Below are 24,281 nucleotides of genomic sequence, written 5' to 3'. Positions count from 1 at the left end.
CCGCTATGCTCGCCAGACAAGGGGAGCTGGCCAAGACGTTTTGGGGGCCTAAGGTGACAAGTTGGCAGCGGCGGGTGCTCGGCCTGGTTCTGGGCGCGGTGCTGGGTTTGTTGAGCCTGCAGGTGGCGGCAGAGCCTTTGCGCCTGTACACCGAGGAATATCCGCCAGTGAGTTTCAGCAGCAAGGGGCGCGCGGAAGGCATGTCGACCGAGCTGGTGCGCGAACTGCTGAAGCGGATCGGCGAGGACGCCAGCATCGAGGTCGTACCCTGGGCCCGCGGCATGCGCATCGTGCAGACGACGCCGGACACGGCGCTGTTCACGACCATACGCAACGCAGAACGTGAAGCGCAGTTCCGGTGGGTCGGCCCGATCCTGATGGCGACCGATGCCTTCTATGCGCTGAAGGGCTCGGGCCTGGTGGTGCGCAGTCGCGCCGACCTTGAGCAATTCCGCGAGATCGCGGTGCCGCGCGATTGGTTCACGTATCAGGAGCTGAAGGCCGCCGGCATGAAGAACCTGCTGGGTGTGGCCGAGCCGGAGAAGATGTTCAAGATGCTGCGCATGCGCCGCGTGCAGCTGATCATTGCGGACAACCTGAGCTTCTATGCACAGGGCGAAGCTGCGGCACAGGTGGCCAACCTGAAGGCAGGGGATGTGGAAGTGGTCTACCCCTACCGCTCATCCTATGGCTACATCAGCTTCTGGCGCGGCACACCCAAGGCCGTGGTGCAGAAATGGCAGGCAACGCTGGACCAGATGAGGCGTGACGGCAGCTTCAGCCGCATCCATCAGCGCTGGCTGCCCGGTGAACCCGAGCCGCCGCTGCGCGAACCTGGGCACTGAGGGCGCGCTACAACAGCGTCAGCCACAGCGGCAGCGTCACCATGCCCAGCAGCGTCGATAGGGTAACCAGGCCGGCAACGAAGGCGCCGTGCCCGCCCATGCGAACCGCCAAAACATAAGCGCTTGATGCGGTGGGCAGCGCGGCGAAGCACAGCAGCAAGGTGCGCTGCGGCCCTGGCAGCGACAGCATCGCCGAAAGCCCCAGCGCCCACAGCGGCAAGACGCCGTGACGGATCGCCAGCAGCGCGGCGGCCAGCGCGGGGGCGTCCTTGAGCGCACCGAATCGCAGGCCGGCGCCCACGGCCATCAAGCCAAGCGGCAAGGCGGCAAGGCCGATTCGGTGCAAGGTCAGCGCCGCGGCTTCGGGCAGGCGCAAGCCGGCCAGGTTGGCCAGCAGGCCGGCAACGGTGCTGAGGATCAGCGGGTTGCGGGCGAGCTCGCGCAGCAGTCCGTGCCCGCCATGGCGCGCCAGCGGCCAGACGGCCGCCACATTGCACAGCGGCACGCACAGCGCGATCAGCAAGGCCACCCAGGCCACGCCCTGTGCGCCAAGCAGACGCTCAGCCAGGGCCAGCGCAATATAGGAATTGAAGCGAAAGGCCACCTGCGCGCCTGATGCATGAGCCTTGGCATCGACGCCCGGCCACAGCTTCAGGGCGTAGGCGAGGGCGATGCCGAGCAGCACGACGCCGATCCCAGCGCCGGCCAGGCTCAAAGTCTCGGCCGGCTGCAGCGGCGTGCGCACGATCGAGTTAAACAGCAGGACCGGGAACAGCAGGTAGTACACCAGCTTCTCGGCCGCCTCCCAAACCGGGCGATCCAGCATGGTGTAGCGGCACAGCACAAAGCCGACCAGGATCAGCAGGAAATCGGGAAGCAAAAGCAGGACGTCGGGCATCCGCGCAGTGTGCCAGTGCAGGGGCTTGGTGCCCGGGCTGCCCTGAACCGGTGAGATGTGAGGCTGCGCGGTGCGCAAGGCATGCGGTGGCGGGCTGTAGCGGTGGCCAGCCGTGCTTGTCCAGCGATGCTTCGTGGTCAAGTGCCACTGGCTCCGCATCAGCTTACGTAGTTCCGCTAGCATGCGCGCAGCCGGCGATCCGTAGGATCTAGGCCTTGCCCCATTTGTCGTCTTTCACCATTCGAACAAGGAGCTCACCATGAGCCGTCGTGTCTGGATCAGTCGTTGTGCAGCCCTCAGCGCTGCGGCCCTGTTGGCCCCTCTTGCACACGCGCAGAGCTATCCGGCCAAGCCGGTGCGTCTGATCGTCCCCTTCGCCCCCGGCGGCACCACCGACATCGTGGCGCGTGTGGTGGCCGAGAAAGTCGGCCAGCATCTGGGCCAGAACATGCTGGTCGAGAACAAGGCCGGCGGCGGCGGCGTGGTCGGCGCGAGTGAAATCGTCAAATCGACGCCCGATGGCTACACGCTGGGCATGGCGACGGTGTCCACCACTGCAGCCAACCCCGCGATCAACCCCAAGATCCCGTACAACACGCTGACGGACTTCACCTCCATCATCAACATCGCGGCGACACCTAACGTGATTGCCGTGCATCCCTCCTTCCCGGCACGCGATTACAAGGGCTTCATCGCCGAGTTGAAGAAGAATCCAGGCAAGCACAGCTTCTCCAGTTCTGGCACCGGCGGCATCGGCCACCTGCAGATGGAGTTGTTCAAGAGCCTGGCTGAGGTCTTTGTGCTGCACATCCCGTATCGCGGTGCCGGTCCGGCCTTGAACGACACGGTGGCGGGGCAGGTGCCGATGATCTTCGACAACCTGCCGTCGGCGCTGCCCTTCATCAGGGATGGTCGCTTGATCCCGATCGTGGTGGCTGCGCCTCAGCGTCTGACCGTGCTGCCGAATGTGCCGACCTTCAAGGAAGTTGGCCTCGAGCCGGTGAACCGCATGGCCTACTACGGCATCCACGGCCCCAAGAACCTGCCCAAGGAAGTGGTGGACAAGGTGTCGGCGGCAGTGCGCAAGACGCTCGAGATGCCTGATGTGAAGAAGCGCATCGAGGACACGGGCTCCATCATCGTCGCGAACACACCTGAACAGTTTGCGGCGCAGACCCGCGCGGAGTTTGAGGTCTACAAGCGGGTCGTCGAGAAGCAGAAGCTGAAGCTGGACTGAGTCGGCGCCTGGCGTCCGGACGTATCTTGTGGCTGACGAAGCTCGGACCGCGATACCCGCCGGACGCTTGAGTCCGTGACTACTCTGTCGACAAGGGCGCCGCGTGCGCCCTTTTTCATCGAATGCCCAAGACCGCTGCAAGCAAGAACCTCCAGCATGGCCCGATGCGCGCTGACAGCGAAACATCGCTGAGCCGCTTCGTCGAGGCCTTGTGGCTGGAAGACGGGCTCTCGGCCAACACCTTGGCCGCCTACCGGCGCGACCTGGGGCTGCTGGCCGACTGGCTGGCGGCACAAGACGAGGGCCGCACGCTGGATCAGGCGCGTGAGCTGGATCTTCTGGGCTATGCCAGCGCCCGGCATGCGGGTAGCAAGAGCAGTAGCGCCAACCGGCGTCTGAGCGTTTTCAAGCGCTACTACCGCTGGGCCCTGCGTGAGAGGCGGCTCAGTGAGGATCCGACGCTCAGGCTGGTCAATGCGCGCCAGCCTCTGCGGATGCCCAAGACGCTGTCGCAGGCCCAGGTCGAGGCCTTGCTGATGGCGCCGGATGTGGAGGCGCCGCTGGGCCTGCGCGACCGTGCGATGCTGGAGCTGATGTATGCCAGCGGCCTGCGCGTCAGCGAACTGGTCGAGCTCAAGAGCGTGCATGTGGGCTTCAAGGAAGCTGTGCTGCGCATCACCGGCAAGGGAGCGAAGGAGCGGCTGGTGCCCTTCGGTGAGGAAGCCCACAGTTGGCTGATGCGCTATCTGCAGGAGGCGCGCTCGGTGCTGCTGGCCGGGCGCCGCAGCGATGCCTTGTTCGTCACCGTCCAGGGTGAGGCAATGAGCCGGCAGATGTTCTGGAAGCTGGTCAAGAAGTACGCTGTGCTGGCGGGCATCACCGCACCGCTGTCACCGCACACCTTGCGGCATGCCTTCGCCACCCATCTGCTCAATCACGGCGCCGACCTACGCGCCGTACAGATGCTCCTGGGCCATGCCGATCTGTCGACAACCCAGATCTACACCCATGTGGCCCGCGAGCGCCTCAAAACCCTCCACGCCCACCATCATCCACGTGGCTGAGCGCGGACCGAGCAGAGTGACAATGCACTCCGCGAAGCCGCGCGAAGGACTGGCCGCCTGCAAGCGGCAAGGCTGAGGTAGGCGCGACCTGAGGGGTACGGCTTCCTGTTCAGCGCTGTCCGCCGGACAATCGTGTCCATGGATCACAGCTTTCTCTCCGCCTTCGTCCTGCTTCTGCTGGTCTTGGACCCGCTCGGCAGCCTGCCCATCTTCATCGGCATCATGCGCGAGGTGCCGAAGGAACGTCGTGCCTGGGTGGCGTTGCGTGAGGTCGGCATTGCCTTCCTGGTCCTGTTCGCCTTCATGTTTCTGGGCGGGCGCTTCCTGGAGTTGATGCATCTGTCCGAGCGCTCGCTCGAGGTGGCGGGCGGCGTGATCCTGCTGATCATCGCGATCCGCATGATCTTCGGCAGCGCGGGCGAATCGGCATATGGTGTCGAGCCTGGGCGTGAGCCTCTGATCTTCCCGCTGGCCGTGCCCTTGCTGGCCGGCCCTTCAGCCATGGCCACCGTCTTGCTGCTTGCGTCGCGCCAGCCCGAGCGCATCTTCGACTGGATCGGTGCCTTGACTGCGGCGATGGTGGTCTCGGGCCTGACCTTGGTATTGGCGGACCGCATCCGCAAGCTCCTTGGTGATTCCGTGGTGTCTGCCATCGAGAAGTTGATGGGCCTGGTGCTGACAGCGATTGCGGTGGAAATGGTGCTGGCTGGACTGAAGCGCTACTTTGTTGGCGGCCTCTGAGCGGCCACGCTGGCCAGGCGCGTGCAGGCCAGCAGTGCTGATTGCACGATACGAAAAGGCGCTTTCACATCGTGGTGTTTCATGATGCTGCGCCGCGACATTTTTTCTCATTATGATGAGTTTGATTTCGCAATCAGAAATTGTGTTCTTAAGTTATTGATTTAAAAGGAAAACACTTTTAGTCTTATATAAGACATAAGTCTTCCGCTGAGCGAGCAACAGGACTAATCTTGAGCCGTTGAGTTCTTGTTTTTCCTACCCACCGCTTTGCAGGAGATCTCCATGACCAAGCTGACCCGTGAACAGCAAATCGCCGCCCTCGAAAAGGACTGGGCTGAAAACCCCCGTTGGAAGAGCGTCAAGCGCGGCTACAGCGCCGCTGACGTAGTCCGTCTGCGCGGCAGCCTGCAGCCCGAGTACACGCTGGCCCAGCGTGGTGCCGAGGTGCTGTGGGACAAGATCAACGGCGGCGCCAAGAAGGGCTATGTGAACGCCTTCGGCGCGATCACCGCCGGTCAGGCGATGCAGCAGGCCAAAGCCGGCCTGGAAGCCGTGTACCTGTCGGGCTGGCAGGTCGCAGCCGACGGCAACACCTCCGAGACCATGTACCCCGACCAGTCGCTGTACGCCTACGACTCGGTGCCGACCATGGTTCGCCGTATCAACAACACCTTCAAGCGTGCTGACGAGATTCAGTGGTCGCGCGGCATCGGCCCTGGCGACAAGGATTTCATCGACTACTTCCTGCCCATCGTGGCTGACGCGGAAGCCGGTTTCGGCGGCGTGCTGAACGCCTTCGAGCTGATGAAGAACATGATCGCTGCCGGCGCTGCAGGCGTGCACTTCGAAGACCAGCTGGCCGCCGTCAAGAAGTGCGGTCACATGGGTGGCAAGGTCCTGGTGCCGACCCAGGAAGCCATTGAGAAGCTGATCTCGGCACGCTTCGCTGCCGACGTGATGGGCGTGCCCACCATCGTGCTGGCCCGTACCGACGCTGAAGCCGCGAACCTGATCACCAGCGACCACGATGCCAACGACAAGCCCTTCCTGACCGGCGAGCGCACGCAAGAAGGCTTCTACCGGGTCAAGAACGGTCTGGAGCAGGCCATCAGCCGCGGTGTTGCCTACGCGCCCTACGCCGACCTGGTGTGGTGCGAAACCGGCACGCCGGATCTGGGCTTCGCCCGTGAGTTCGCGCAAGCGGTGCACGCCGCCTGCCCGGGCAAGCTGCTGAGCTACAACTGCTCGCCGTCCTTCAACTGGAAGAAGAACCTGGACGACAAGACCATTGCCGAGTTCCAGCAGAAGCTGGCCGAGATGGGCTACAAGTACCAGTTCATCACGCTGGCCGGCATCCACATCAACTGGTTCAACACCTTCCAGTTCGCTCACGCCTACGCCCGCGGCGAAGGCATGCGCCACTACGTGGACATGGTGCAAGAGCAGGAGTTCAAGGCGCGCGACAAGGGCTACACCTTCGTGTCGCACCAGCAGGAAGTTGGCGCGGGTTACTTCGACGACGTGACCACCGTGATCCAGGGCGGTTCCTCGTCGGTGAAGGCCCTGACCGGCTCGACCGAAGAAGAGCAGTTCCACTGAAACGCGGCGCCACGGGCGCCTCGGTGCTGAACGCACAGGCCCACCGCGCGCAAGCCGGTGGGCTTTTTCCTTGCGGTGGGCCCGTATGATGATTTCATGAACATCATCATCCTCGGCGCTGGACGCGTCGGTGAGAGCGTGGCCGAGAGCTTGGTGTCGGAGCGCAACGACATCACCATCATCGATACCAACCCGCAACGGCTGCGCGATCTGCAGGACAGGCTGGACCTGCGCGGCGTGGCGGGCAACGGCATTCAGCCCAGCGTTCTCGAGGCCGCTGGCGCGCGCGATGCGGACATGCTGATCGCCTGCGCGCCGGCCGACGAAACCAATCTGGTGGCCTGCAAGCTGGCGCACGACCTGTTCAACATTCCCACCACGATCGCGCGTATCCGTTCGCCCGAGTTCAGCCAGGGCAGCCCGCTGATGGGCAAGGAGGGCTTTGCGGTGGACCAGGTGATCTGCCCCGAGGCCTCGGTCACCACCTACATCCGCAAACTGATCGAATATCCGGAAGCGCTGCAGGTGCTGGAGTTCGCTGGCGGCGCGGTCAGTCTGATCGCCGTGCGCGCCGTGAGCGGTGGTGCCATGGTGGGCCACATCATTTCAGAGCTGCCCGACCTGGTGCCGCAGATCGAGATGCGCATCGTGGCCCTCTACCGCAAGAACGAGCAGGGGCAGGATCAGCGCATCGTCTGCGATGGCCGCACGCGCATCGAGCCAGGTGACGAGGTGTTCGTGCTGGCGGCCACTGGCAGCATCCGGCGCGTGCTTGATGCCTTGCGAATGCGTGACCAACCCGTGCGTCGCGTCATGATTGCCGGCGGTGGCCGTGTCGGCCTTCGCCTGGCGCGGGAGATCCAGGACAGCTGTCATGTGAAGCTGATCGAGGCCAATCTGCAGCGTTGCGAGTACTTGACCACCCAGTTGCGCAGCGAGGTGCTGGTGCTCAACGGTGATTCCACCGACGAGGAACTGCTTGAGCGCGAGAGCATCGAGGAGGTGGACCTGTTCATCTCGCTCACCCATGATGATGAGGACAACATCATGGGCTGCCTGCTGGCCAAGCGCCTCGGCGCCAAGCGGGTGATCTCGCTGATCAACCGACGTGCCTACGCTGATCTGGTGCAAGGCACGCAGATCGACATCGCGCTGTCGCCGGCGCAGACCGTGATCGGTGAATTGCTGGCGCATGTGCGCCGCGGCGATGTCGAGGCGGTCTACAGCTTGCGTCGTGGTGCCTCCGAAGCCCTGGAGGCGGTGGCCCATGGCGACCGCAAATCGTCCAAGGTGGTGGGGCGGCGCATCGAGGAACTGGCGCTGCCCAAAGGCGCTCAGATCGGAGCCCTGGTGCGCACCATCCACGACGCCGAGGTCTACACCCGGGTGATCATCCCGCACCATGACACGGTGATCGAGAGTGGCGACCATGTGATCGTGTTCGTGCCGCGCCGGCGCATGGTGCGAGAAGTTGAGAAGCTGTTCCAGGTCAGCGCCACGTTCCTGTTCTGATTTCGCCCATGTCCTATCCACTTGCCGTCATCGCCCTGGTGGGCCGCATGGTCGTGTTGTTCGCCCTCTTGATGCTGGTGCCGCTGGGCTTTGCCTGGTTCGGTCAGGACGCCGCCCAAGAGGCCTTTGCCGTCGGCACCGCCGTCACCTTGTCGGCCGGCCTGCTGATGAGTCTGGCCACATGGCGCTTCCGGCGTGAGCTGCAGCCGCGCGACGGCTTCGTGCTGGTCGGCCTGACCTGGATGCTGCTGCCGGTCTTTGGCGCCTTGCCGTTGTGGCTGGCTATCCCCGATCTCAGCATCACCGATGCCTATTTCGAGGCCATGTCCGGCTTCACCGCCACCGGCGCCACCGTGCTCACCGGTCTGGATCATCTGCCGCTGAGCGTCAATGTGTGGCGCTGCTTCATGATGCTGGTCGGCGGCCTGGGCATCATCGTGCTGGCCGTGGCCATCCTGCCGATGCTGGGCGTCGGCGGCGCGCAGCTCTTCAAGGCCGAGTCGGCCGGCCCGCTGAAGGACAGCAAGCTGACACCGCGCATGGCAGAGACAGCGCGCGGTTTGTGGACGGTGTACTTCACGCTCGCGGTACTGTGCTTCTTCGCCTATGCCTGGGCCGGCATGAGCTGGGCCGATGCATTCATGCACATGTGCTCGACCATGGGTCTGGGTGGCTTCTCATCGCATGACCTGAGCTTCGGCTTCTGGGACTCAGCTCGCATCGAGGCCGTGGCCATCGTCTTCATGATGCTGTCGGGCGTGAACTTCGCGCTCTACTTCGTGGCGTTCCGCCAGCGCTCGCTCAGCGTGCTTTGGCGCGATGTCGAGGTGCGAGCCTTCTACGCCGTGGTGCTGGGCAGCATCCTGTTCATCTCCCTGTATCTGTCAGCGCATCAGGTTTATCCCAGCTTTGAAGAGGCTTTGCGCCACACCGCTTTCCACGTGGTCTCGCTGGCGACCACGACGGGCTATGCCTCCTACGACTATGCGCAGTGGCCCGCCTTTGCGGCCCTGGGCATGATCCTGCTCGGCTGCTTCGCCACCTGTGCGGGTTCGACTGGCGGCGGCATCAAGATGATCCGCATGCTCTTGCTGGCCAAGCAGGCGCAGCGCGAGTTGGTGCGCATCGTTCACCCCAATGTGGTCAATCCGGTGGTGATCGGCGGCAATGTGGTCAGCAACAAGGTGATGCAGAGCGTGATCGCTTTCATGATGATCTACGGCGCCACGCTGGTGGGGCTCACGATGCTGTTGCTGTTCTCCGGGCTCGACCCGGTGACCGCTTTCACCGCTGTGATTGCCTGTGTCAACAACATCGGCCCGGGCCTGGGCGATGTGGGGCCGGCCGTCAATTACGGCGTCCTCACGGACTTCCAGACCTGGGTCTGCACCTTCGGCATGCTGCTCGGGCGCCTCGAACTGCTGAGCCTGCTGGTTCTGTTTACACCGCAGTTCTGGCGCCGCTGATCGGGCTACATCGAGGCCTGCAGCATGACCCGGTAGTCCCCGCGTGTGGCCAGGCGGGGGTTGGTCTTGTGGCAATGGTCGGCCATCGCGCCGTCGATCACCCGCTCGAACAGGTCTTCGGTGAGGCCCATCGCGGCCAGCCCAGTCGGCAGGCCCAGCCGGGCATTCATCTGGCGCAGCGCCGCGGCGATATCTTCGCCCGCGGCGTCGCTGCCCGGCAGGCCCATCGCCTGGGCCATGCGGACCAAGCGGCCGTCCTCATGCAGGCTGTCAGCGCCGGCATTGAACTTCACCACCGCCGGCAGAAACAACGCGTTCAGCGTGCCGTGATGCAGGCGCGGGTTCACGCCACCGAGCGAATGGCTGAGCGAATGCACGCAGCCCAGCCCTTTCTGGAAGGCCATTGCGCCCTGCATGCTGGCGCTCATCATGTTGAGCCGCGCTTCGCGGTCCTGCCCGTCGCGCGTGGCGCGCTCGATATGCGCCCAGCCGCGGCGTAGGCCTTCCAAGGCGATGCCGTCGGCAGGCGGATTGAAGGTGGCTGACATGAAAGTCTCCATGCAGTGCGCGATTGCGTCCATGCCGGTGGCGGCCGTCAGCGCAGGCGGCAGTGCGAGTGTCAGCGCCGGGTCGCACAGGGCGGACTTGGGCATCAGCTCCCAGCTGTGGAAACCCAGCTTGCGACCATCGTCGACGATGATGATGGCGCCGCGCGCCACCTCGCTGCCGGTGCCGGCGGTGGTCGGCACGGCGATCAGCGGCAGCACTGCTTTCGTGATCCGGGGGCTGCCACCTTCGATGGTGGCGTAAGTCTTCAGCGCTCCTTCATGGGTGGCGGCAATCGCCACGCCCTTGGCAAGATCCATGCTGGAGCCGCCGCCAATCGCCACAAGACCATCGCAGCCCAGGGCCTTGAGCTGCGTCACCGCGGCGCGCACCGCCGCCTCGGTCGGGTTGGCCGGCGTGGCGTCGAAGACCGGCGGGGCGTCGCTGCCAAAGACGGCCAGCGCCTGGTCCAGCACACCGGCTGCGCGCACGCCAGCGTCGCTGATGACCAGCGGCCGCTTGATGCCGACCCGCTCGCACTCTTGCGGTAGCAGCGCTGCTGCGCCGAAATCGAGATGGATCTGGGTCAGGTAGTGGATCAGCGCCATGGGGTCTCCTGGTTTGTTGTTGCTCTGGCACACTGGCGCGCTTGTTTGCACGCTGGCGCCCAGGCTGTGGGCAGCGAGCGTACCTTTGCGGAGCCCCTTTTGAGTAGCACCTTGTTGACACCGCGCATGGCTGGCGTGCTGGAGCGCATCCACCGCGCCAAGCGGCCGCCGTTTCACAGCCTGACGCCGCGCGACGCGCGCCTTGCCTATCGCGTGGGGGCGGAGATCATGGACCTGCCGCGTGCGCCGCTGCCGCGCGTCGAAGACCTGCAGATCCCCGGCCCTGACGGTGCGCTGCCGGCGCGCCTCTACGCGCCGAGCACCGAGCGCCTGCCGGTGCTGCTCTACATGCATGGCGGCGGCTTCACCATCGGCGGCATCGAGACGCATGACAGTCTGTGCCGACAGCTGGCCCTGCGCAGCGGCGCTGCAGTGGTGTCGCTGGACTACCGCCTGGCGCCAGAGCACCGCTTCCCGGCGGCGGTCGACGACTGCTGGGCGGCAATGCGCTGGCTGGCCGCCGAGGGCCATAGCCTGGGCTTGGATGCGACACGGCTGGCGGTCGGCGGCGACAGCGCTGGCGGCACGCTGGCCGCGGTGTGCGCCTTGCACGCCCGCGACCTGGGCATGCCGCTGGCGCTGCAGCTGCTGATCACGCCCGGCACCACGGCCCATGCCGACACTGCTTCGCACAAGTTCTTCGCCAACGGCTTCTTGCTCGATGCTGCGGCCATTGCCTGGTTCTTCGAGCACTACATCGATCACCACCACCGGAACGATTGGCGCTTCGCGCCGCTGCTGGCCGACGACCACAGTGGCCTGGCGCCGGCCTGTGTCGTGCTGGCTGAGTGCGATCCGCTGGTGGACGAAGGCATCGCCTACGCCGACCTGTTGCGTGCCAATGGCGGCTCGGTGCGGCTGGAGTTGTACCGCGGCGTGACCCACGACTTCATCAAGATGGGGCGTCAGATCCCCGAAGCCCTGCAGGCCCTGGATGCCTGCGGCCTGGCACTCAAGGAGGCGCTCAAGCCATGAACCCATCTGCCCGCAAGGAAACGAGTGCCATGCCCCAGCGTCACGACTTCCGCTTTTTCGAGCGGCTGCGCGTGCGATGGGCCGAAATCGATGCCCAGCACATCGTCTTCAACGGCCATTACCTGACCTACTTCGACACCGCGGTCGGCGGCTACTGGCGCGCGCTGGCCCTGCCTTATGCGCCGACGATGCAGGCCCTGGATGGTGACCTGTTTGTGCGCAAGGCCACGCTCGAATACCTGGATGCGGCGCGCTACGACGAGCTGCTGGATGTGGGCGTGCGCTGCGAGCGCGTCGGCACCAGCTCGATGACGCTGCACTGCGCGGTTTTCCGCGGCGCGGACTGCCTGGTGCATGGCGAACTGATCTATGTGTTCGCCGATGCGGTCCAGCGCACGTCCAAGCCAGTGCCGCAGGCGCTACGCGATCTGCTGCTGGGCTACGAGAAGGGCGAGGCCATGCTGCAGCTGCGCATGGGCAGCTGGGCCGAGCTGGGCGCCGAGGCCGGGCCGATCCGCCAGACGGTCTTCGTCGATGAACAAAAGATCCCCGCCGAAATGGAGTGGGACAGCGCGGATGAGAGCTGCCTGCATGCGCTGGCCCGCAACCGCCTCGGGCGTCCGCTGGCCACCGGGCGCCTGCTGGAACATGTGCCCGGTGTGGCCAAGATCGGCCGCATGGCGGTGATTCCGGCGCTGCGCGGCAGCCGCGTCGGCCGCGAGGTGCTGGAAGCGCTGATGCGCGCCGGCCGCGAGCGCGGCTACCGCGAGGTGCTGCTGCACGCCCAACTGTCTGCCGAGGGCTTCTATGCCCGCGCCGGCTTCCAGCGCCGCGGCACCGTGTTCGAAGAAGCCGGCATCGCGCATGTGGAGATGGTGCGTGCTTTGTAGAGACAGCGTGCGGACGCGTGCCCTACTGCCGCCGCTGCTACCGCTGCTGTGGCTAGCTGGGCTCGTCATGAGCCTGCCACTGGCCGCCCACGCCGGCCGCCCGATCACCAGTGAGGACGGTACAGGTGTGAAGGCCGGGCGCTGCCTGGTCGAGGTTTGGGGCGAGCGTGAAGACCAGGACAGATCCTGGTCGGTCGCGCAGGCCTGCGGCGTGTGGCCCGGCGTCGAGCTGGGTATAGATTTGACGCGCTACCAGGCTGGCGATCCGAAGTGGCAGCGCAGTGCCGGGCTCAGCCTGAAACTGGCCCCTGAAGGCTGGCAATGGCCGACTGCGCTGGGACCGCTGTCCTTCGAGCTCAATTTGGCTATGGGCTATGAACGGCCTGCTGGCAAGGCCTGGCATTCAAGCGACGCGAGCCTCACCGGCATGGCCTCTCTGGAACTCGGCGAACGCTGGGTCGTCAATGCGCATCTGGGCACGCAGCGCGAGCGCAGGACGCCCTCGCGTTCCGGCAACACCACAGGCAGCGCAGGGCTCGGACTCAGCTACCAGGCGAGCGAGCGCACCGAGCTGTTCGCGGAACTGCAGAGCCCGCTGCGCCGAACCGGCCTGGCGGCGGCGCAGCGGACGCTGGGCTCTTTCGTGTGGCTGCAGCCGGATGTCCTGGGGCTGAGCCTCTCGGTCGGTCGCGCAAGCGGCAGCACGCTGTGGAGCGCCGGCATCAGCCGCTACGGTCTTGGCCTCTGAACGGCCAGACGAACGGCAGCGCGGCGGCCGCTCAGTCCTTGAGCGGCGTGAACAACTCGCGGTGGCGCAAGCCCTGCACAAAGGGCGCCATCGCATTCGCGATGTGCTGTTCGAGCTGCAGCGGGTCGGCGATGCCCGGCCCGTAGATCTCCATCCAGGTGACCATCAGCGGATCGCTGTCATGGCGCTGCAGCACGCGCACCGGCGCGCCGGCCCGTGCTGCATCGAAGGCGGCGCGGGCCACCGCCGTCTGATCGAGCTGCAGACGGTAATAGACGTAAATCTCAAGTGCGGTTTGGCTGCTCATTGCGGTTCCCCCACCACATAGGGCAGGGCGCGCCGGCTCAGGCGCGGGCCGGCCGCGCTGCCCAGATGCAGCGAGCCGGTCTCCAGCGCCGCCAGCTTCACCTCGGCCAGCAGCAAGACCTGCCCCTGGCGCTCGGCAGCAGCGGCCACCAGCCCGGCCGGTTGATCGGGATCTTCGCTGTGAAAGATCTCCTGACCGATGCTGGCCGATGCCCCTTCGGCGGCAAACAGCTGGGTGCGGCGCTTGACGGTACCGCGGTACTGGCTGCGCGCCACCACCTCCTGGCCCGGATAGCAGCCTTTCTGGAAGTTCACGCCGCCCAGCAGCTCCAGGTTCAGCATCTGCGGCACGAACTGCTCCACCGTGGCGCTGCGCACCCAGGCCAGGCCGGCCTGCACCTCCAGCCACTGCCAGTCGGCAGCCGCCAGTTCGGGCAGGGCGGGTGCGGCGGCCGTTGCCGGCTGCACCAGCAGGTAGCGGGGCACAGCGCCGTCAGCAGCGTCGCCGGCATCGGGCAGGCGCACCACATAACCTTCGCCCTGCGGGCTTACCGCCCAGACCGCAGCCGGAGCGGCGCTACCGAGCCACGCCTTCGCGCTGGCGCCAGCCAGACCCCAGACCGACCACTGCGCGCTGGCATCGCTGAGTTTGCACTTGGCGCGCAGCACGAACATGGACAGGCGCTTGAGCGTGGGTGGCAGCAGCTCAGTCGGCAGCGCCAGCAGCAGCGTGTCCGCGCCTGGCTTGATGGCCAGCAGCGTGGCCAGCAAGCGGCCCTTGGCCGAGCAGTAGCCCGCGAGCCGGGCCTGGGGCGGGGTTTGCAGCGCGATGTCCTGGGTCAGCTGACCGTGCAGGAACTTCGCCGCCTCCTCGCCCTGGGCCTGCATCACGCCCCAATCATGCAGGCGCAGCGCGCCGCCGGTGCTCAAGATGGAATCGTCGTTCATGGGCGAGATTATGATCAGCGCCCGCATCACCTAGGGAAGCTCGGGTCTTGGTCCGCAATCACCGCAAACGCAAAGCATCGGGCCGGCTGGGTCTGTTCAAGGGCCTGCTGGCGCTGCTGATCCTGGCCGCTGTGCTGGCCGGCGGGGCTGCCGCCGGCGTCTGGTGGTGGCTGCAGAAGCCACTGTCACTGGCCAGCGCGGCCGTCGAGCTGTCGGTCGAGCCCGGCACGCCGCCGCGCGAGGTGGCGCAGGCCTGGGTGTCGGCTGGCGTGCAGACTGATGCGCGGCTGCTCTACCAATGGTTCCGCTGGTCGGGCCAGGCGCGCCAGATCCGCGCCGGCAGCTACGAGGTGCACGTGGGCATCACGCCGCGCGAGCTGCTGGCCAAGATGGTGCGCGGCGATGAGGTGCTGGAGCAGGTGCGGCTGATCGAGGGCTGGACCTTCCGCCAGTTCCGCGCGGCCCTGGCCAAGGCGCCGTCGCTCAAACCCTTGACAGCCGGCATGAGCGAGGCCGAGATCATGGCGGCGCTGGGTTCTGGCGGACTGGCCGCCGAAGGGCGCTTCTTTCCGGACACCTATGCCTACAGCCGCGGCGTCAGTGATCTGACGGTGCTCAAGCGCGCCCATGCGGCGATGCAGCGCCGGCTGGACGCCGCATGGGCTGGCCGCAGCGATGGCCTGCCGCTGAAGAGTGCGGATGAAGCCTTGATCCTGGCCTCCATCATCGAGAAGGAAACCGGCGCGCCGAGCGACCGGCCGATGGTGGCCTCGGTGTTCGTCAACCGCCTGCGCATCGGCATGCTGCTGCAGACCGACCCGACGGTGATCTACGGGCTCGGTGAAGCCTTCGACGGCAATCTCCGCAAGCGCGATCTGCAGACCGACACGCCTTTCAATACCTACACCCGTGGTGGCCTGCCACCGACGCCGATCTCGATGCCGGGCGCGGCCTCGCTGCAGGCGGCGCTGCATCCGCCCGCGAGCCGCGCGCTTTATTTCGTCGCCCGCGGAGATGGCAGCAGCGAGTTCAGCGAAGACCTGGCCGCGCATAATCGCGCCGTCAACAAGTTCCAGCGGGGCCGCTAAGTCTTGAGCGCCAGATTCATCTCATTCGAAGGCATCGACGGTGCCGGCAAGTCTACCCATATCGCTCGTCTGGCCGAGCGTTTCAGCCAGCGTGGCGCCACCCTCGTCAACACCCGCGAGCCGGGTGGCACCGAGCTGGCCGAGGCTTTGCGCGGCCTGTTCCTGCACAGCGGCATGGATGGCCTGACCGAAGCGCTGCTGGTGTTTGCCGGCCGGCGTGACCACCTGGTGCGTGTGATTGAACCGGCGCTGGCTGCCGGCCACACCGTGATCTGCGACCGCTTCACCGACGCCACTTTTGCCTATCAGGGCTTCGGCCGCGGCATGGACCTGGCCGTTCTCGGCACGCTGGAGCAATGGGTTCAGCACGGGCGGCAGCCCGACTTGACGCTGTGGTTCGATCTGCCGGCCGAGATGGCGGCGGCGCGCCGGGCGGCAGCACGCGCGGCTGATCGTTTCGAGCAGCAGGATCTGGATTTCTTCGAGCGCGTGCGCGCCGGCTATGCGGCACGCGCCGCCGCCTCGCCGCAGCGCTTTGCCCGCATCGATGCGGCACAGAGCATCGAGCAGGTGGCCGCGCAGATCGACGCCGTGATGGAGGCGCGCGGATGGTAGGCGCCGATGGTCAGCTGCCGCTGCCCTGGCTGGCCGAACCGCTGAGCCAGGCCCTGGCTACCGCGCGCTCGCATGCCTTGCTCGTGCAGGGGCCGGCGGGCGTGGGCCAGTTCGAGCTCGGCCTGCTGCTGGCGCAAGCCTGGTTGTGCGAGTCGCCGCAGCCCGCGACACGCTGGGCCTGCGGGCAGTGCGCCAGCTGCCGCCTGTTCCAGTCACACACCCACCCGGACTTCCAGTTGCTGGTGCCTGATGCCCTGCGCGAGACCTTGGGCTGGGATGGGGACGAAGGCGAGGGCGGCAGCACCAAGGAAAGCAAAACCAAACCCAGCCGCGAGATCAAGGTCGATGCGGTGCGCGCCATGCTCAGCTTCGCCCAGGCCACTTCGGCGCGCGGGCGGGCCAAGGTGGTGCTGCTGTTCCCGGCCGAGGCCCTCAACACCGTGGCCGCCAATGCCTTGCTGAAAACGCTGGAAGAACCGGCCGGCCAGCTGCGTTTTGTGCTGGCCAGCACAGCGCCTGAGAGCCTGCTGCCGACCATCCGCAGCCGCTGCCAGCCGCTGCCGCTGGCGCTGCCGGCACCTGCACAGGCCTTGGCCTGGCTTCAGCAGCAGGGCATTGCCCAGGCCGAGGTCTTGCTGGCCGGCGCCGGTGGCCGCCCGCAGGAGGCGCGGGATTGGGCACAGGCCGGCTTGCAGGCGAGTGCCTGGCTGCAGCTGCCGGCGCGCCTGGCGCGTGGTGAGGTGTCGGCCATCAGCGACTGGCCGGTGCCGCGCGCGATCGACGCGCTGCAGCGCCTGTGCCACGACCTGCTGCGGCGTGCCCATGGCGCCGCGCCCAGCTACTTCCCGGCTGACAGCCTGCCAGCGCCCGGCCAGCCCGAGCCGCTGCTGGCCTGGGCCCAGGTGCTTCAGCGCGCCGCACGCCACGCCGAGCATCCGCTGAACGCGGGCCTGCTGCTGGAATCGCTGGTGCTACAAGGGCAGGCAGCGCTCAAGCCAGCGCGACCGGGCAGCCGGCGTGCCTGAATCCCTGCCGTGCTGGCAGCCCAAGTGGGCGGCATGCCGGCAATTTGCCCTGTAAACCTGTGCTTGACCCGGCTTTTGCGCGCCTGAGCGCGCCGGGGCATTCGCTACACTGGATGCCATGAGCGAGCTCCCTGCCAAACCTCAAGCTGCGGCCCTGGCGGCCGTGGGCCAGGCTGCGGCCGGCGGTGCCCGGCCCAGCGTCATTCAGTTGGTGTTCCGGGAGAAGGGCGCTTTGTACGCCGCCTACATTCCGCTGTTCACCGATGGCGGCCTGTTCGTTCCGACTACACGCGACTACAAGCTGGGCGAGGACATCTACCTGCTGCTGTCGCTGCCGGATGACCAGCAACGCTACCCGGTCGCTGGCAAGGTGGCCTGGTTGACGCCGACCAATGCTTCAGGCGGCCGCACCCAGGGCGTGGGGGTGCGCTTCCCGGCGGACGAGAAGACCCGCCTCATCAAGCTCAAGATCGAAGAACTGCTGGGCACCTCGATTTCTTCCGCCAAACCGACCCAGACGCTCTGAGTCGCGGGCGCCTGCCCATGCTCCTCCTGTTTCTTCCCCTGACATGTTCATCGACTCCCATTGCCATCTGAGCTTTCCCGAGCTGCACGAGCAGCTGCCGCAGATCCTGCAGGCCATGGGCGCCGCCCAGGTGGAGGCAGCGCTGTGCATCTGCACGACGATGGAGGAGTTCCCGACGGTGCATGCGATTGCGCAAGCGCATCCGCAGCTGTGGGCCAGTGTCGGCGTGCACCCGGACAACGAGGAGGTGCATGAGCCGACCATTGACGAGCTTGTTTCAGCCGCCGCATCGGACAAGGTGCTGGCCATCGGGGAAACCGGCCTGGACTACTACCGCCTGAATGGCCGCACGCTGGAGCAGATGGAGTGGCAACGCGAGCGCTTTCGCACCCATATCCGTGCCGCCCGTCAGGTCGCGAAGCCGCTGGTGATCCACACCCGCAGCAGTGCCGCTGACACGCTGAAGCTGCTGGTGGAGGAGGGCGGTGAGCAGGCCGGCGGCGTGTTCCATTGCTTTACCGAAGACCTGGCGGTGGCGCAGGCGGCGGTCGAGATGGGTTTCTACATCTCCTTCTCGGGCATCCTGACCTTCAAGAATGCGCAGTCCATCCGCGACGTGGCCACCGCACTGCCTCTGGAGCGCATCCTGATCGAGACCGACAGCCCCTACCTGGCGCCGGTGCCTTACCGCGGCAAGACCAACAGTCCTGCCTATGTGCCGCATGTGGCGGCCTGCCTGGCCGAGCTGCGCGGCCTGCCGGTGGACGAGATCGCGGCGCAGACGACGGCCAACACCCGGCGGCTGTTCGGCATGCCATGAGACGCGGGGGTGTCCTTTGCGCAATGGTGGCCCTCGGGCTGGCCTTGCACGCGTCGGCCCTGCTGGCAGGCGAGATCGAGGACGAATTGCTGCTGGCCGCCCAGCGCGACGATGGCAAGCGCGTGATGGTGCTGATGCTCCGCGGCGCAGACCCGAACGCGCGCAATGCCAAGCGCCAGTCGGCTTTGCACATCGCGCTGAGCCAAGAGTCTGACCGCGCCGTCAAGAGCCTGCTTGAGCATCCAGGGCTGGATGTGAATGCGATCAACGAATCCGGCGAGACGCCTTTGATGCTGGCAGCGTTGAAAGGTCGTATCGACTGGGCCGAGGCCTTGGTCGCGCGCGGTGCCCTGATCAATGAGCCCGGCTGGAACGCCCTGCATTACGCGGCCAGCGGCCCATCACCTGAACTGGTCAGCTGGCTGCTGGCCAAGGGCGCCGAGATCGAAGCGCTGTCGCCCAACGGAACGACCGCGCTGATGATGGCCGCCGGCTATGGGCCGCTCAGCAGCGTCGAGCATCTGCTCAAGGCCGGTGCCGACCCGACGCGGCGCAACCAGCAAGGACTGACGGCAGCCGATTTCGCCCGCCGTGCCGGCCATGACCGGATGGCCCAGCAATTGGAGGGTGGCCGGCGCTGAGGCGGATCCGAAGCCGACCAGGCTTCATCAGGACGACAGGCGGAGGCCGCGCGGATGGCAGTCTTGTAGGAGTTCGGCTGACACGCGCTTTGGCGTCGGGCCGACTTCAAGAGCGCAGGGGGGCGCTCTACAGTGGTTTACATCCTGAAACCACGGACCGGAGCCGCACCATGCGTCACGAGACCCAGATCGCCAATCCCTTCGCCATGCTGCTTGACCCTGAGCGCATCGCTCGCGAGGTCGAGTGTTCTGAGCGCCTGAAGCGCCTGCACAGCCGCATCTGTCGCCCGCTGGACAAGCCGCTGATTGCACGCCGTGGCAACGAGCTCGACGAGTTCGACGCCGAGATCGAGGACAGCGTCATCGAGCCTGAGCTGGATGTCCTGGAGTCGATCGAAACCATGCACAACTGAGGCCTCAGGCCTCTGCGGGCCGCAGCTGGGACAATGCAGCCCAGGGCGTGACCGCATGGAGTCGTCGCCTGCATGATTGGCGCCTGCTCCGATGCGTGTATTCGATTTCTGCCGCCCCAAACAAAGCCGCCGGCGCTTGCCGCTGGTATTGACGCTGATGCTGGCCCTTGGCTCATGGGGGCACAGCCAGGCGCAGAGTGCCGACTCGCCGACGCTGCAGCGTATCCGCGATACCGGCGTCATCGTGATGGGCTATCGCGCTACCTCGCCGCCGTTTTCCTACCTGGACAGCCGGCTCAAGCCCATCGGCTATTCGATCGAGCTGTGCGAGCGGGTCATCCAGGCGGTCAAGAAGCAGCTCGGTCTTAACGAGCTTGAGGTGAAGCGCGTGCCGGTCAGCTCGGCCACACGCATGCCGCTGGTGGCCAATGGCACGCTGGATCTTGAATGCGGCATCACCACGCACACCGCCGAGCGCGCGCGCAACCAGTCCTTTTCCGTGACGACCTTCGTGGCTGAGACCAAGCTGCTGGCGCGCCGTGGTGCCCGCTTGCAGGAGGTGGACGATCTGCGCGGTAAGGTGGTGGTGTCCACCCTGGGCACCACCAGCATCCAGTATCTGCACGCACTCAACAGTCGACAGGCCCTGGGCATGCGCATCTTGCTCGGGCAGGACGACCAGGAGGCTTTTCGCACCCTGCAGTCCGGCCGGGCCTATGCCTTCATGATGGACGATGTGCTGCTGGCCAGCCTGATGGCTGATGCACCGGATGGCGCAGACTTCCAGATGTCCAGCCAGGCGCTGACTGTCGAGCCCTATGCGATCGGCCTGCCGCCGCGTGATCCCGGCTTCAAGCGCCTGGTCGATGCCGAGCTGGCGGCTCTTTATCGCAGCGGCGAGATCCACACGATTTACCGCCGCTGGTTCGAGTCACCGATCCCGCCCCGGGGCACCAATCTGCGCCTGCCAATGAGCCCGGCCTTCCAGCGCGTCGTCGAGCGGCCGATCGATTCACCGGACCCGGCGCAGTACCAGTAGACGTTTTCAGTCGGGTCCGTGCCGGAAGCGCTCCAGCTCGATCGCGTGCCGGTGCAGCTTGTCGTACAGCGTCTTCTTGGCGATGCCCAGCAACTCCATCGTGGCTGGAATGCGGCCCTGCGTGCGGCGCAGCGCCTGCTCGATCAGTGTCTTCTCAACCAGGTCCATCTGCCGCGCCAGACTGGGTGGCGCGGGCTCGATCAGCGGCGCGCCCTGTGCCTCGTCGCCCAGCGCCAGCACGAAGCGGTCGGCAGCATTGCGGATCTCGCGCACATTGCCGGGCCAGTCATGCGCCATCAGCTCACGCAGGCGCTGTGGCGTCAGTTCGGGCGGCACGCGTTCGTAGCGTGCTGCGGCCTGTGCGACGAAATGCTGGAACAGCAGCGGGATGTCCTCGCGCCGCTCGCGCAGCGGCGGCAGCACCAAGCTGGCGACGTTCAGGCGGTAGTAGAGGTCGCCGCGGAACTGGCCCTGCTCGCCAAGCTGGCGCAGATCGGCCTTGGTGGCGGCGATGAAGCGCACATTGATCGGCAGCTCCTCGTTGGAGCCGAGGCGTTCGACGCGGCGTTCCTGCAGGATGCGAAGCAGCTTGATCTGCATCGAGATCGGCATGGTCTCGATCTCGTCCAGCAGCAAGGTGCCGCCGTTGGCATGCTCGATCTTGCCGATGCGGCGCTTGGCGGCCGAGGTGAATGCGCCGGGTTCGTGGCCGAACAACTCGCTCTCGAACAGGTTCTCGGGCAGGCCGCCGCAGTTGATGGCCACAAAGTTGCGGTCGCGCCGTTTGCTGTGGTCGTGCAGGCAGCGCGCCACCAACTCCTTGCCGGTGCCGGTCTCGCCCAGGATCATCACATCGGCCGAAGTTGAGGCCAGGTTCAGGATCTGGCGCCGCACCTGCTGCATTGCCGGCGACTGGCCAAGCAGCACGGCCTCGATGCCGCTGGCTTGCTGCAGCTGCTCACGCAGGTCGTCGACGGCCGAGCGCAGCAGGCGCTTGTCAAGCGCGCGGCGCGCGGTGTCGACGAATCGTTCGGGGTCGAAGGGCTTTTCGATGAAGTCGTAGGCGCCGGCGCGCATCGCGCCCACCGCCATCGCCACGTCGCCATGCGCGGTGACCAGCACTACCGGGATGCCGTCGTCGGTGGCCACCACACGGTCCAGCAGCGCCAGGCCGTCCATGCCGGGCAGGCGCACATCAGTGATCACGACGATGGGCGCGCCCGGCACGATGAAGGGCATGGCCTCCTCGGCCGAACCACAGGCCTGCACCTCGAAGCCGGACAGCTCCAGCGTTTGCGTCAGGCTTGCCCGCACCGGCGGGTCATCCTCGACGAACACGATTCGATAGCCCTCAAACATGCTTTGCCAACTCCAGGTCGAATTCAAACACCATGCCCACCTCGCCAGGCAGGGCCAGCAGGCTGCCGCCGAACTCGTGCACGATCTTCGAGGAGATCACCAGCCCCAGCCCCAGGCCCTGACCGGCCGGCTTGGTGGTGAAGAAGGGCTCGAACAGGCGCGACATCAGCGCCGGCGCGATGCCGCTGCCGGTATCGGCGACGCGCACCCGCACGCGCTGGCCGCCGGGTTCGGTGCTGACGGCCAGCTCGCGCTCATCACCGCTGCCCTGCATCGCGTCCATCGCATTGGCGCACAGATTCAGCAGCACCTGCTCCAGCCGGTTCGGGTCGCAGTTGACGCGCAGGCTTTCGCTCACCTCGATGCGCAGCTTCACCTTCTCGGCACGGATGCGGTGCTCCAGCAGCAGCAGCACATTGCGCACCGCCGCGGCCAGCGACACTGGCGCGGCGGCTGCCGACTCGGCCTTACGCGCGAAGCTCTTGAGCTGGCGCGTGATCAGGCTCATGCGCTCGACCATGGCATCGATGGTGCGCAGGTTCTCGGCCACTGTCTCGTGGCGGCCACCTTGCTGCAGCAGCTGCGTGTTGCGCGACAGCGCACGCAGCGCGGTCAGCGGCTGGTTCAGCTCATGCGAGATGCCCGCAGACATCTGGCCCAGGACGGCCAGCTTGCCGGCCTGCACCAGCTCGTCTTCGGCGCGCAGGCGCTGGGCGATCTGGCGTTTCAGCTCGGCATTGGTGCTGCGCAGCTCGGCCGTGCGTTCGTCCACCAGCTTTTCCAGCTGGCCATGCGCCAGCTGCAGTTCGGTCTTGGCCTGGAAGAGCTGCTGCAGCGCGCGCCGCCGCGAGGCCAGATAGAGCGCCAACAGGCCCAGACTGGCGCCGAAGGCCGCGCCGCCCCAGGCGGCATAGCGGGCCTGGCGCCAGACTTCGGCCGGGTCGGACAGGGTGACCAGTCGCAGCCCAAGCGGTGGCACGCTGCGCTGTTGTGCCAACAGGCGCGTGCTCGCCGTGCTCAGGGCATTGCCGTCGCCGGGGACTGGCAACAGACTGGCGTCCACCTGCGCCAGTGATTCACGCTCGATGCCCAGGCTCTGCAGCGCCTGGCTGCCATAGCGCTCGGTGGCCTGAAGGCGCGCAAGCCGATCGGCGTCGACCGCTCCCAGCGTGCGGTAGCGCCAGCCCGGCACCGAGGACATGATCACCACATCCTGCTCGTCCAGCACCAACAGCTTTTCACTTTGCGAGCGCAGCCCAAGATCGGCCCAGGTGGCCTCCAGCGGGGCCAGGTTGATGCGCACAACGACGACGCCTATCAGGCGGCCCTGGCGGCGCAGGGCATGCAACTGGACGAAGTCCGTGCTGCTGCCGGTGCGCGCATCCTTGGCAAAGTAGTGGCCCGCGCCATCCAGCAGCGCGCGTACCAGCTCAGGCGCAGCTTGGCCGGTCTGCCCCTGGCTGTCGGCGAGCAGCCGGCCGTCGGGCGCCAGGATCAGCAGCTGCCGGGCGCCCGAACGCACACCGATAGCGGCCAGCTTGCGCGTCACGCGTGCAGACATCTCGCGATCATCGGGCGCATCAAGCAGGGTCCGGACATCTGCATCGATCGCGATCAGGCTGGGCAGATAGGCATGGCGGGCCAACTCCGCCTCAAGCGAAGCGGCATAGAGCTCAAGGCGCTCGCCCGCTACGGCGGTCAGCTGGGTCATGCCGGCGGACTGGCTTAGCTGGTGCCCCATAAGCAGCCCGAGCGCCGACATTGCCAGGGTCAGGTAGACATAGAGGCTGGGGCGACTCAGGCGCTGCGACAGTCGGCGCAGCGTTCGGGAGGTCGTCAGAACGTTCGGCAGGGGCATGAAGGGCCGTAGTTTGCCCAAAAAATGGGACTGGAAAACGCTTTCGCTGCAGCGCGCGTTCGCTTAGTTCTTCGCGGTCAGGCCTGCGTCTGCAGCGCTGTGCGGAAATCCGCACAGCGGGCCTTGGATGGCGGGCGGAAATCCACACGATGCCGCGGTGCATCGTGCACTGAGGCGGGGAAACACGGCCGGGCACGCCTCAATTTGGCGAGATTTGTCGGTGATTACCCGCGCATTGCGCCGCTTGGCACATGGCTTGCAAATGTGCTTTCCCGTGAGGCGGCACACCCGTCCGAAAAGAAAGTCTGAGCCATGGAAACTTTTGTGCAACAGATCATCAACGGTCTGGTGCTGGGCAGCATGTATGCGCTGGTGGCGCTGGGGTACACGATGGTGTACGGGATCATCAACCTGATCAACTTCGCGCACGGCGAGGTGTTGATGGTTGGGGCGC

At 66.2% G+C, this 24,281-nt stretch carries 24 protein-coding genes and 1 pseudogene; 19 read left to right on the top strand and 6 right to left on the bottom strand.

What is annotated here, in order from left to right; genetic code table 11:
• The first annotated feature begins 53 nt into the window (after positions 1-53).
• Positions 54-845 carry a substrate-binding periplasmic protein gene (locus ACIQ67_RS01390; RefSeq protein ID WP_397532553.1) on the top strand — a complete coding sequence of 264 codons (792 nt, stop codon included), beginning with the start codon at positions 54-56 and terminating at the stop codon, positions 843-845.
• Between the two features lie 7 nt (positions 846-852).
• Here ACIQ67_RS01390 and ACIQ67_RS01385 read toward each other — a convergent pair whose 3' ends face one another.
• Positions 853-1,743, bottom strand: a complete 891-nt coding sequence (locus tag ACIQ67_RS01385; protein ID WP_397532552.1) for an AEC family transporter — start codon at positions 1,741-1,743, stop codon at positions 853-855.
• Positions 1,744-2,002: 259 nt separating this feature from the next.
• Here ACIQ67_RS01385 and ACIQ67_RS01380 point away from each other — a divergent pair, with 259 nt between their 5' ends.
• From ACIQ67_RS01380 to ACIQ67_RS01355, 6 genes are all read left to right on the top strand, one after another.
• The gene (locus ACIQ67_RS01380) at positions 2,003-2,980 is read left to right on the top strand and encodes a tripartite tricarboxylate transporter substrate binding protein BugE (RefSeq protein ID WP_397532551.1); all 978 of its coding nucleotides are present in this window, start codon (positions 2,003-2,005) and stop codon (positions 2,978-2,980) included.
• 164 nt (positions 2,981-3,144) lie between these two features.
• Positions 3,145-4,044 (top strand): site-specific tyrosine recombinase XerD, encoded by a 900-nt coding sequence (xerD, locus tag ACIQ67_RS01375; RefSeq protein ID WP_397532550.1) that lies wholly within the window; start codon positions 3,145-3,147, stop codon positions 4,042-4,044.
• Between the two features lie 138 nt (positions 4,045-4,182).
• Complete coding sequence (locus ACIQ67_RS01370) at positions 4,183-4,785, top strand: MarC family protein (protein ID WP_397532549.1); 603 nt, start codon at positions 4,183-4,185, stop codon at positions 4,783-4,785.
• 282 nt (positions 4,786-5,067) lie between these two features.
• Positions 5,068-6,384, top strand: a complete 1,317-nt coding sequence (gene aceA, locus ACIQ67_RS01365) for an isocitrate lyase (RefSeq protein WP_397532548.1) — start codon at positions 5,068-5,070, stop codon at positions 6,382-6,384.
• A gap of 96 nt (positions 6,385-6,480) precedes the next feature.
• Positions 6,481-7,896: a Trk system potassium transporter TrkA gene (gene trkA / locus ACIQ67_RS01360; protein WP_397532547.1), complete on the top strand. Its 1,416-nt coding sequence runs from the start codon at positions 6,481-6,483 to the stop codon at positions 7,894-7,896.
• An 8-nt stretch (positions 7,897-7,904) separates the two neighbouring features.
• Positions 7,905-9,362 (top strand): TrkH family potassium uptake protein, encoded by a 1,458-nt coding sequence (locus tag ACIQ67_RS01355; RefSeq protein WP_397532546.1) that lies wholly within the window; start codon positions 7,905-7,907, stop codon positions 9,360-9,362.
• 5 nt (positions 9,363-9,367) lie between these two features.
• Here the strand turns inward: ACIQ67_RS01355 and ACIQ67_RS01350 are convergent, their stop codons facing one another.
• Complete coding sequence (locus ACIQ67_RS01350) at positions 9,368-10,516, bottom strand: iron-containing alcohol dehydrogenase (RefSeq protein WP_397532545.1); 1,149 nt, start codon at positions 10,514-10,516, stop codon at positions 9,368-9,370.
• Positions 10,517-10,642: 126 nt separating this feature from the next.
• On the opposite strand from ACIQ67_RS01350, the gene ACIQ67_RS01345 reads away from it, so the two are divergent.
• From ACIQ67_RS01345 to ACIQ67_RS01335, 3 genes are all read left to right on the top strand, one after another.
• Entirely contained in the window at positions 10,643-11,551 is a 909-nt protein-coding gene (locus tag ACIQ67_RS01345) for an alpha/beta hydrolase (protein WP_397532617.1), read from the top strand.
• Complete coding sequence (locus tag ACIQ67_RS01340; RefSeq protein ID WP_397532544.1) at positions 11,548-12,441, top strand: YbgC/FadM family acyl-CoA thioesterase; 894 nt, start codon at positions 11,548-11,550, stop codon at positions 12,439-12,441. The genes ACIQ67_RS01345 and ACIQ67_RS01340 overlap by 4 nt, the downstream gene beginning before the upstream one ends.
• A gap of 67 nt (positions 12,442-12,508) precedes the next feature.
• Entirely contained in the window at positions 12,509-13,189 is a 681-nt protein-coding gene (locus ACIQ67_RS01335) for a hypothetical protein (RefSeq protein ID WP_397532543.1), read from the top strand.
• Between the two features lie 31 nt (positions 13,190-13,220).
• On the opposite strand, the gene ACIQ67_RS01330 is transcribed toward ACIQ67_RS01335, so the two are convergent.
• Together ACIQ67_RS01330 and ACIQ67_RS01325 are read right to left on the bottom strand one after the other, a co-directional pair.
• A complete protein-coding gene (locus ACIQ67_RS01330; RefSeq protein WP_397532542.1) occupies positions 13,221-13,496 on the bottom strand; it encodes a DUF4936 family protein in 276 nt (91 codons plus the stop codon).
• Entirely contained in the window at positions 13,493-14,443 is a 951-nt protein-coding gene (locus tag ACIQ67_RS01325) for a YgfZ/GcvT domain-containing protein (protein ID WP_397532541.1), read from the bottom strand. Before ACIQ67_RS01325 ends, ACIQ67_RS01330 begins: the two co-directional genes overlap by 4 nt.
• Before the next feature lie 47 nt (positions 14,444-14,490).
• Between ACIQ67_RS01325 and mltG the strand changes: the two genes are divergently transcribed.
• From mltG to ACIQ67_RS01285, 8 genes are all read left to right on the top strand, one after another.
• Positions 14,491-15,531 (top strand): endolytic transglycosylase MltG, encoded by a 1,041-nt coding sequence (gene mltG, locus ACIQ67_RS01320; RefSeq protein WP_397532540.1) that lies wholly within the window; start codon positions 14,491-14,493, stop codon positions 15,529-15,531.
• Positions 15,532-15,534: 3 nt separating this feature from the next.
• Positions 15,535-16,146, top strand: coding sequence for a dTMP kinase (tmk, locus tag ACIQ67_RS01315; RefSeq protein WP_397532539.1), 612 nt, complete (start codon positions 15,535-15,537; stop codon positions 16,144-16,146).
• Entirely contained in the window at positions 16,140-17,171 is a 1,032-nt protein-coding gene (holB, locus tag ACIQ67_RS01310; protein WP_397532538.1) for a DNA polymerase III subunit delta', read from the top strand. The genes tmk and holB overlap by 7 nt, the downstream gene beginning before the upstream one ends.
• A gap of 118 nt (positions 17,172-17,289) precedes the next feature.
• Positions 17,290-17,697: a PilZ domain-containing protein gene (locus ACIQ67_RS01305; protein ID WP_397532537.1), complete on the top strand. Its 408-nt coding sequence runs from the start codon at positions 17,290-17,292 to the stop codon at positions 17,695-17,697.
• 43 nt (positions 17,698-17,740) lie between these two features.
• Positions 17,741-18,517 carry a TatD family hydrolase gene (locus tag ACIQ67_RS01300; RefSeq protein WP_397532536.1) on the top strand — a complete coding sequence of 259 codons (777 nt, stop codon included), beginning with the start codon at positions 17,741-17,743 and terminating at the stop codon, positions 18,515-18,517.
• A 23-nt stretch (positions 18,518-18,540) separates the two neighbouring features.
• Positions 18,541-19,158, top strand: a complete 618-nt coding sequence (locus tag ACIQ67_RS01295) for an ankyrin repeat domain-containing protein (RefSeq protein ID WP_397532535.1) — start codon at positions 18,541-18,543, stop codon at positions 19,156-19,158.
• Between the two features lie 170 nt (positions 19,159-19,328).
• On the top strand, positions 19,329-19,571 hold the full coding sequence (locus tag ACIQ67_RS01290; RefSeq protein WP_397532534.1) for a hypothetical protein: 243 nt from the start codon (positions 19,329-19,331) through the stop codon (positions 19,569-19,571).
• A 136-nt stretch (positions 19,572-19,707) separates the two neighbouring features.
• Positions 19,708-20,610: an amino acid ABC transporter substrate-binding protein gene (locus ACIQ67_RS01285; RefSeq protein ID WP_397532533.1), complete on the top strand. Its 903-nt coding sequence runs from the start codon at positions 19,708-19,710 to the stop codon at positions 20,608-20,610.
• A gap of 6 nt (positions 20,611-20,616) precedes the next feature.
• Here ACIQ67_RS01285 and ACIQ67_RS01280 read toward each other — a convergent pair whose 3' ends face one another.
• Entirely contained in the window at positions 20,617-21,969 is a 1,353-nt protein-coding gene (locus ACIQ67_RS01280; protein WP_397532532.1) for a sigma-54-dependent transcriptional regulator, read from the bottom strand.
• The gene (locus ACIQ67_RS01275) at positions 21,962-23,827 is read right to left on the bottom strand and encodes an ATP-binding protein (protein WP_397532531.1); all 1,866 of its coding nucleotides are present in this window, start codon (positions 23,825-23,827) and stop codon (positions 21,962-21,964) included. Before ACIQ67_RS01275 ends, ACIQ67_RS01280 begins: the two co-directional genes overlap by 8 nt.
• A gap of 312 nt (positions 23,828-24,139) precedes the next feature.
• Here ACIQ67_RS01275 and ACIQ67_RS01270 point away from each other — a divergent pair.
• Positions 24,140-24,281, top strand: a pseudogene (locus tag ACIQ67_RS01270) (branched-chain amino acid ABC transporter permease); the annotation flags it as partial.

Source organism: Roseateles sp. (assembly GCF_044373315.1).
Taxonomy (GTDB): domain Bacteria; phylum Pseudomonadota; class Gammaproteobacteria; order Burkholderiales; family Burkholderiaceae_C; genus JACDQM01.
Note: the sequence above shows the minus strand (reverse complement) of the source record. Positions and strands in the feature narration are given on the sequence as shown.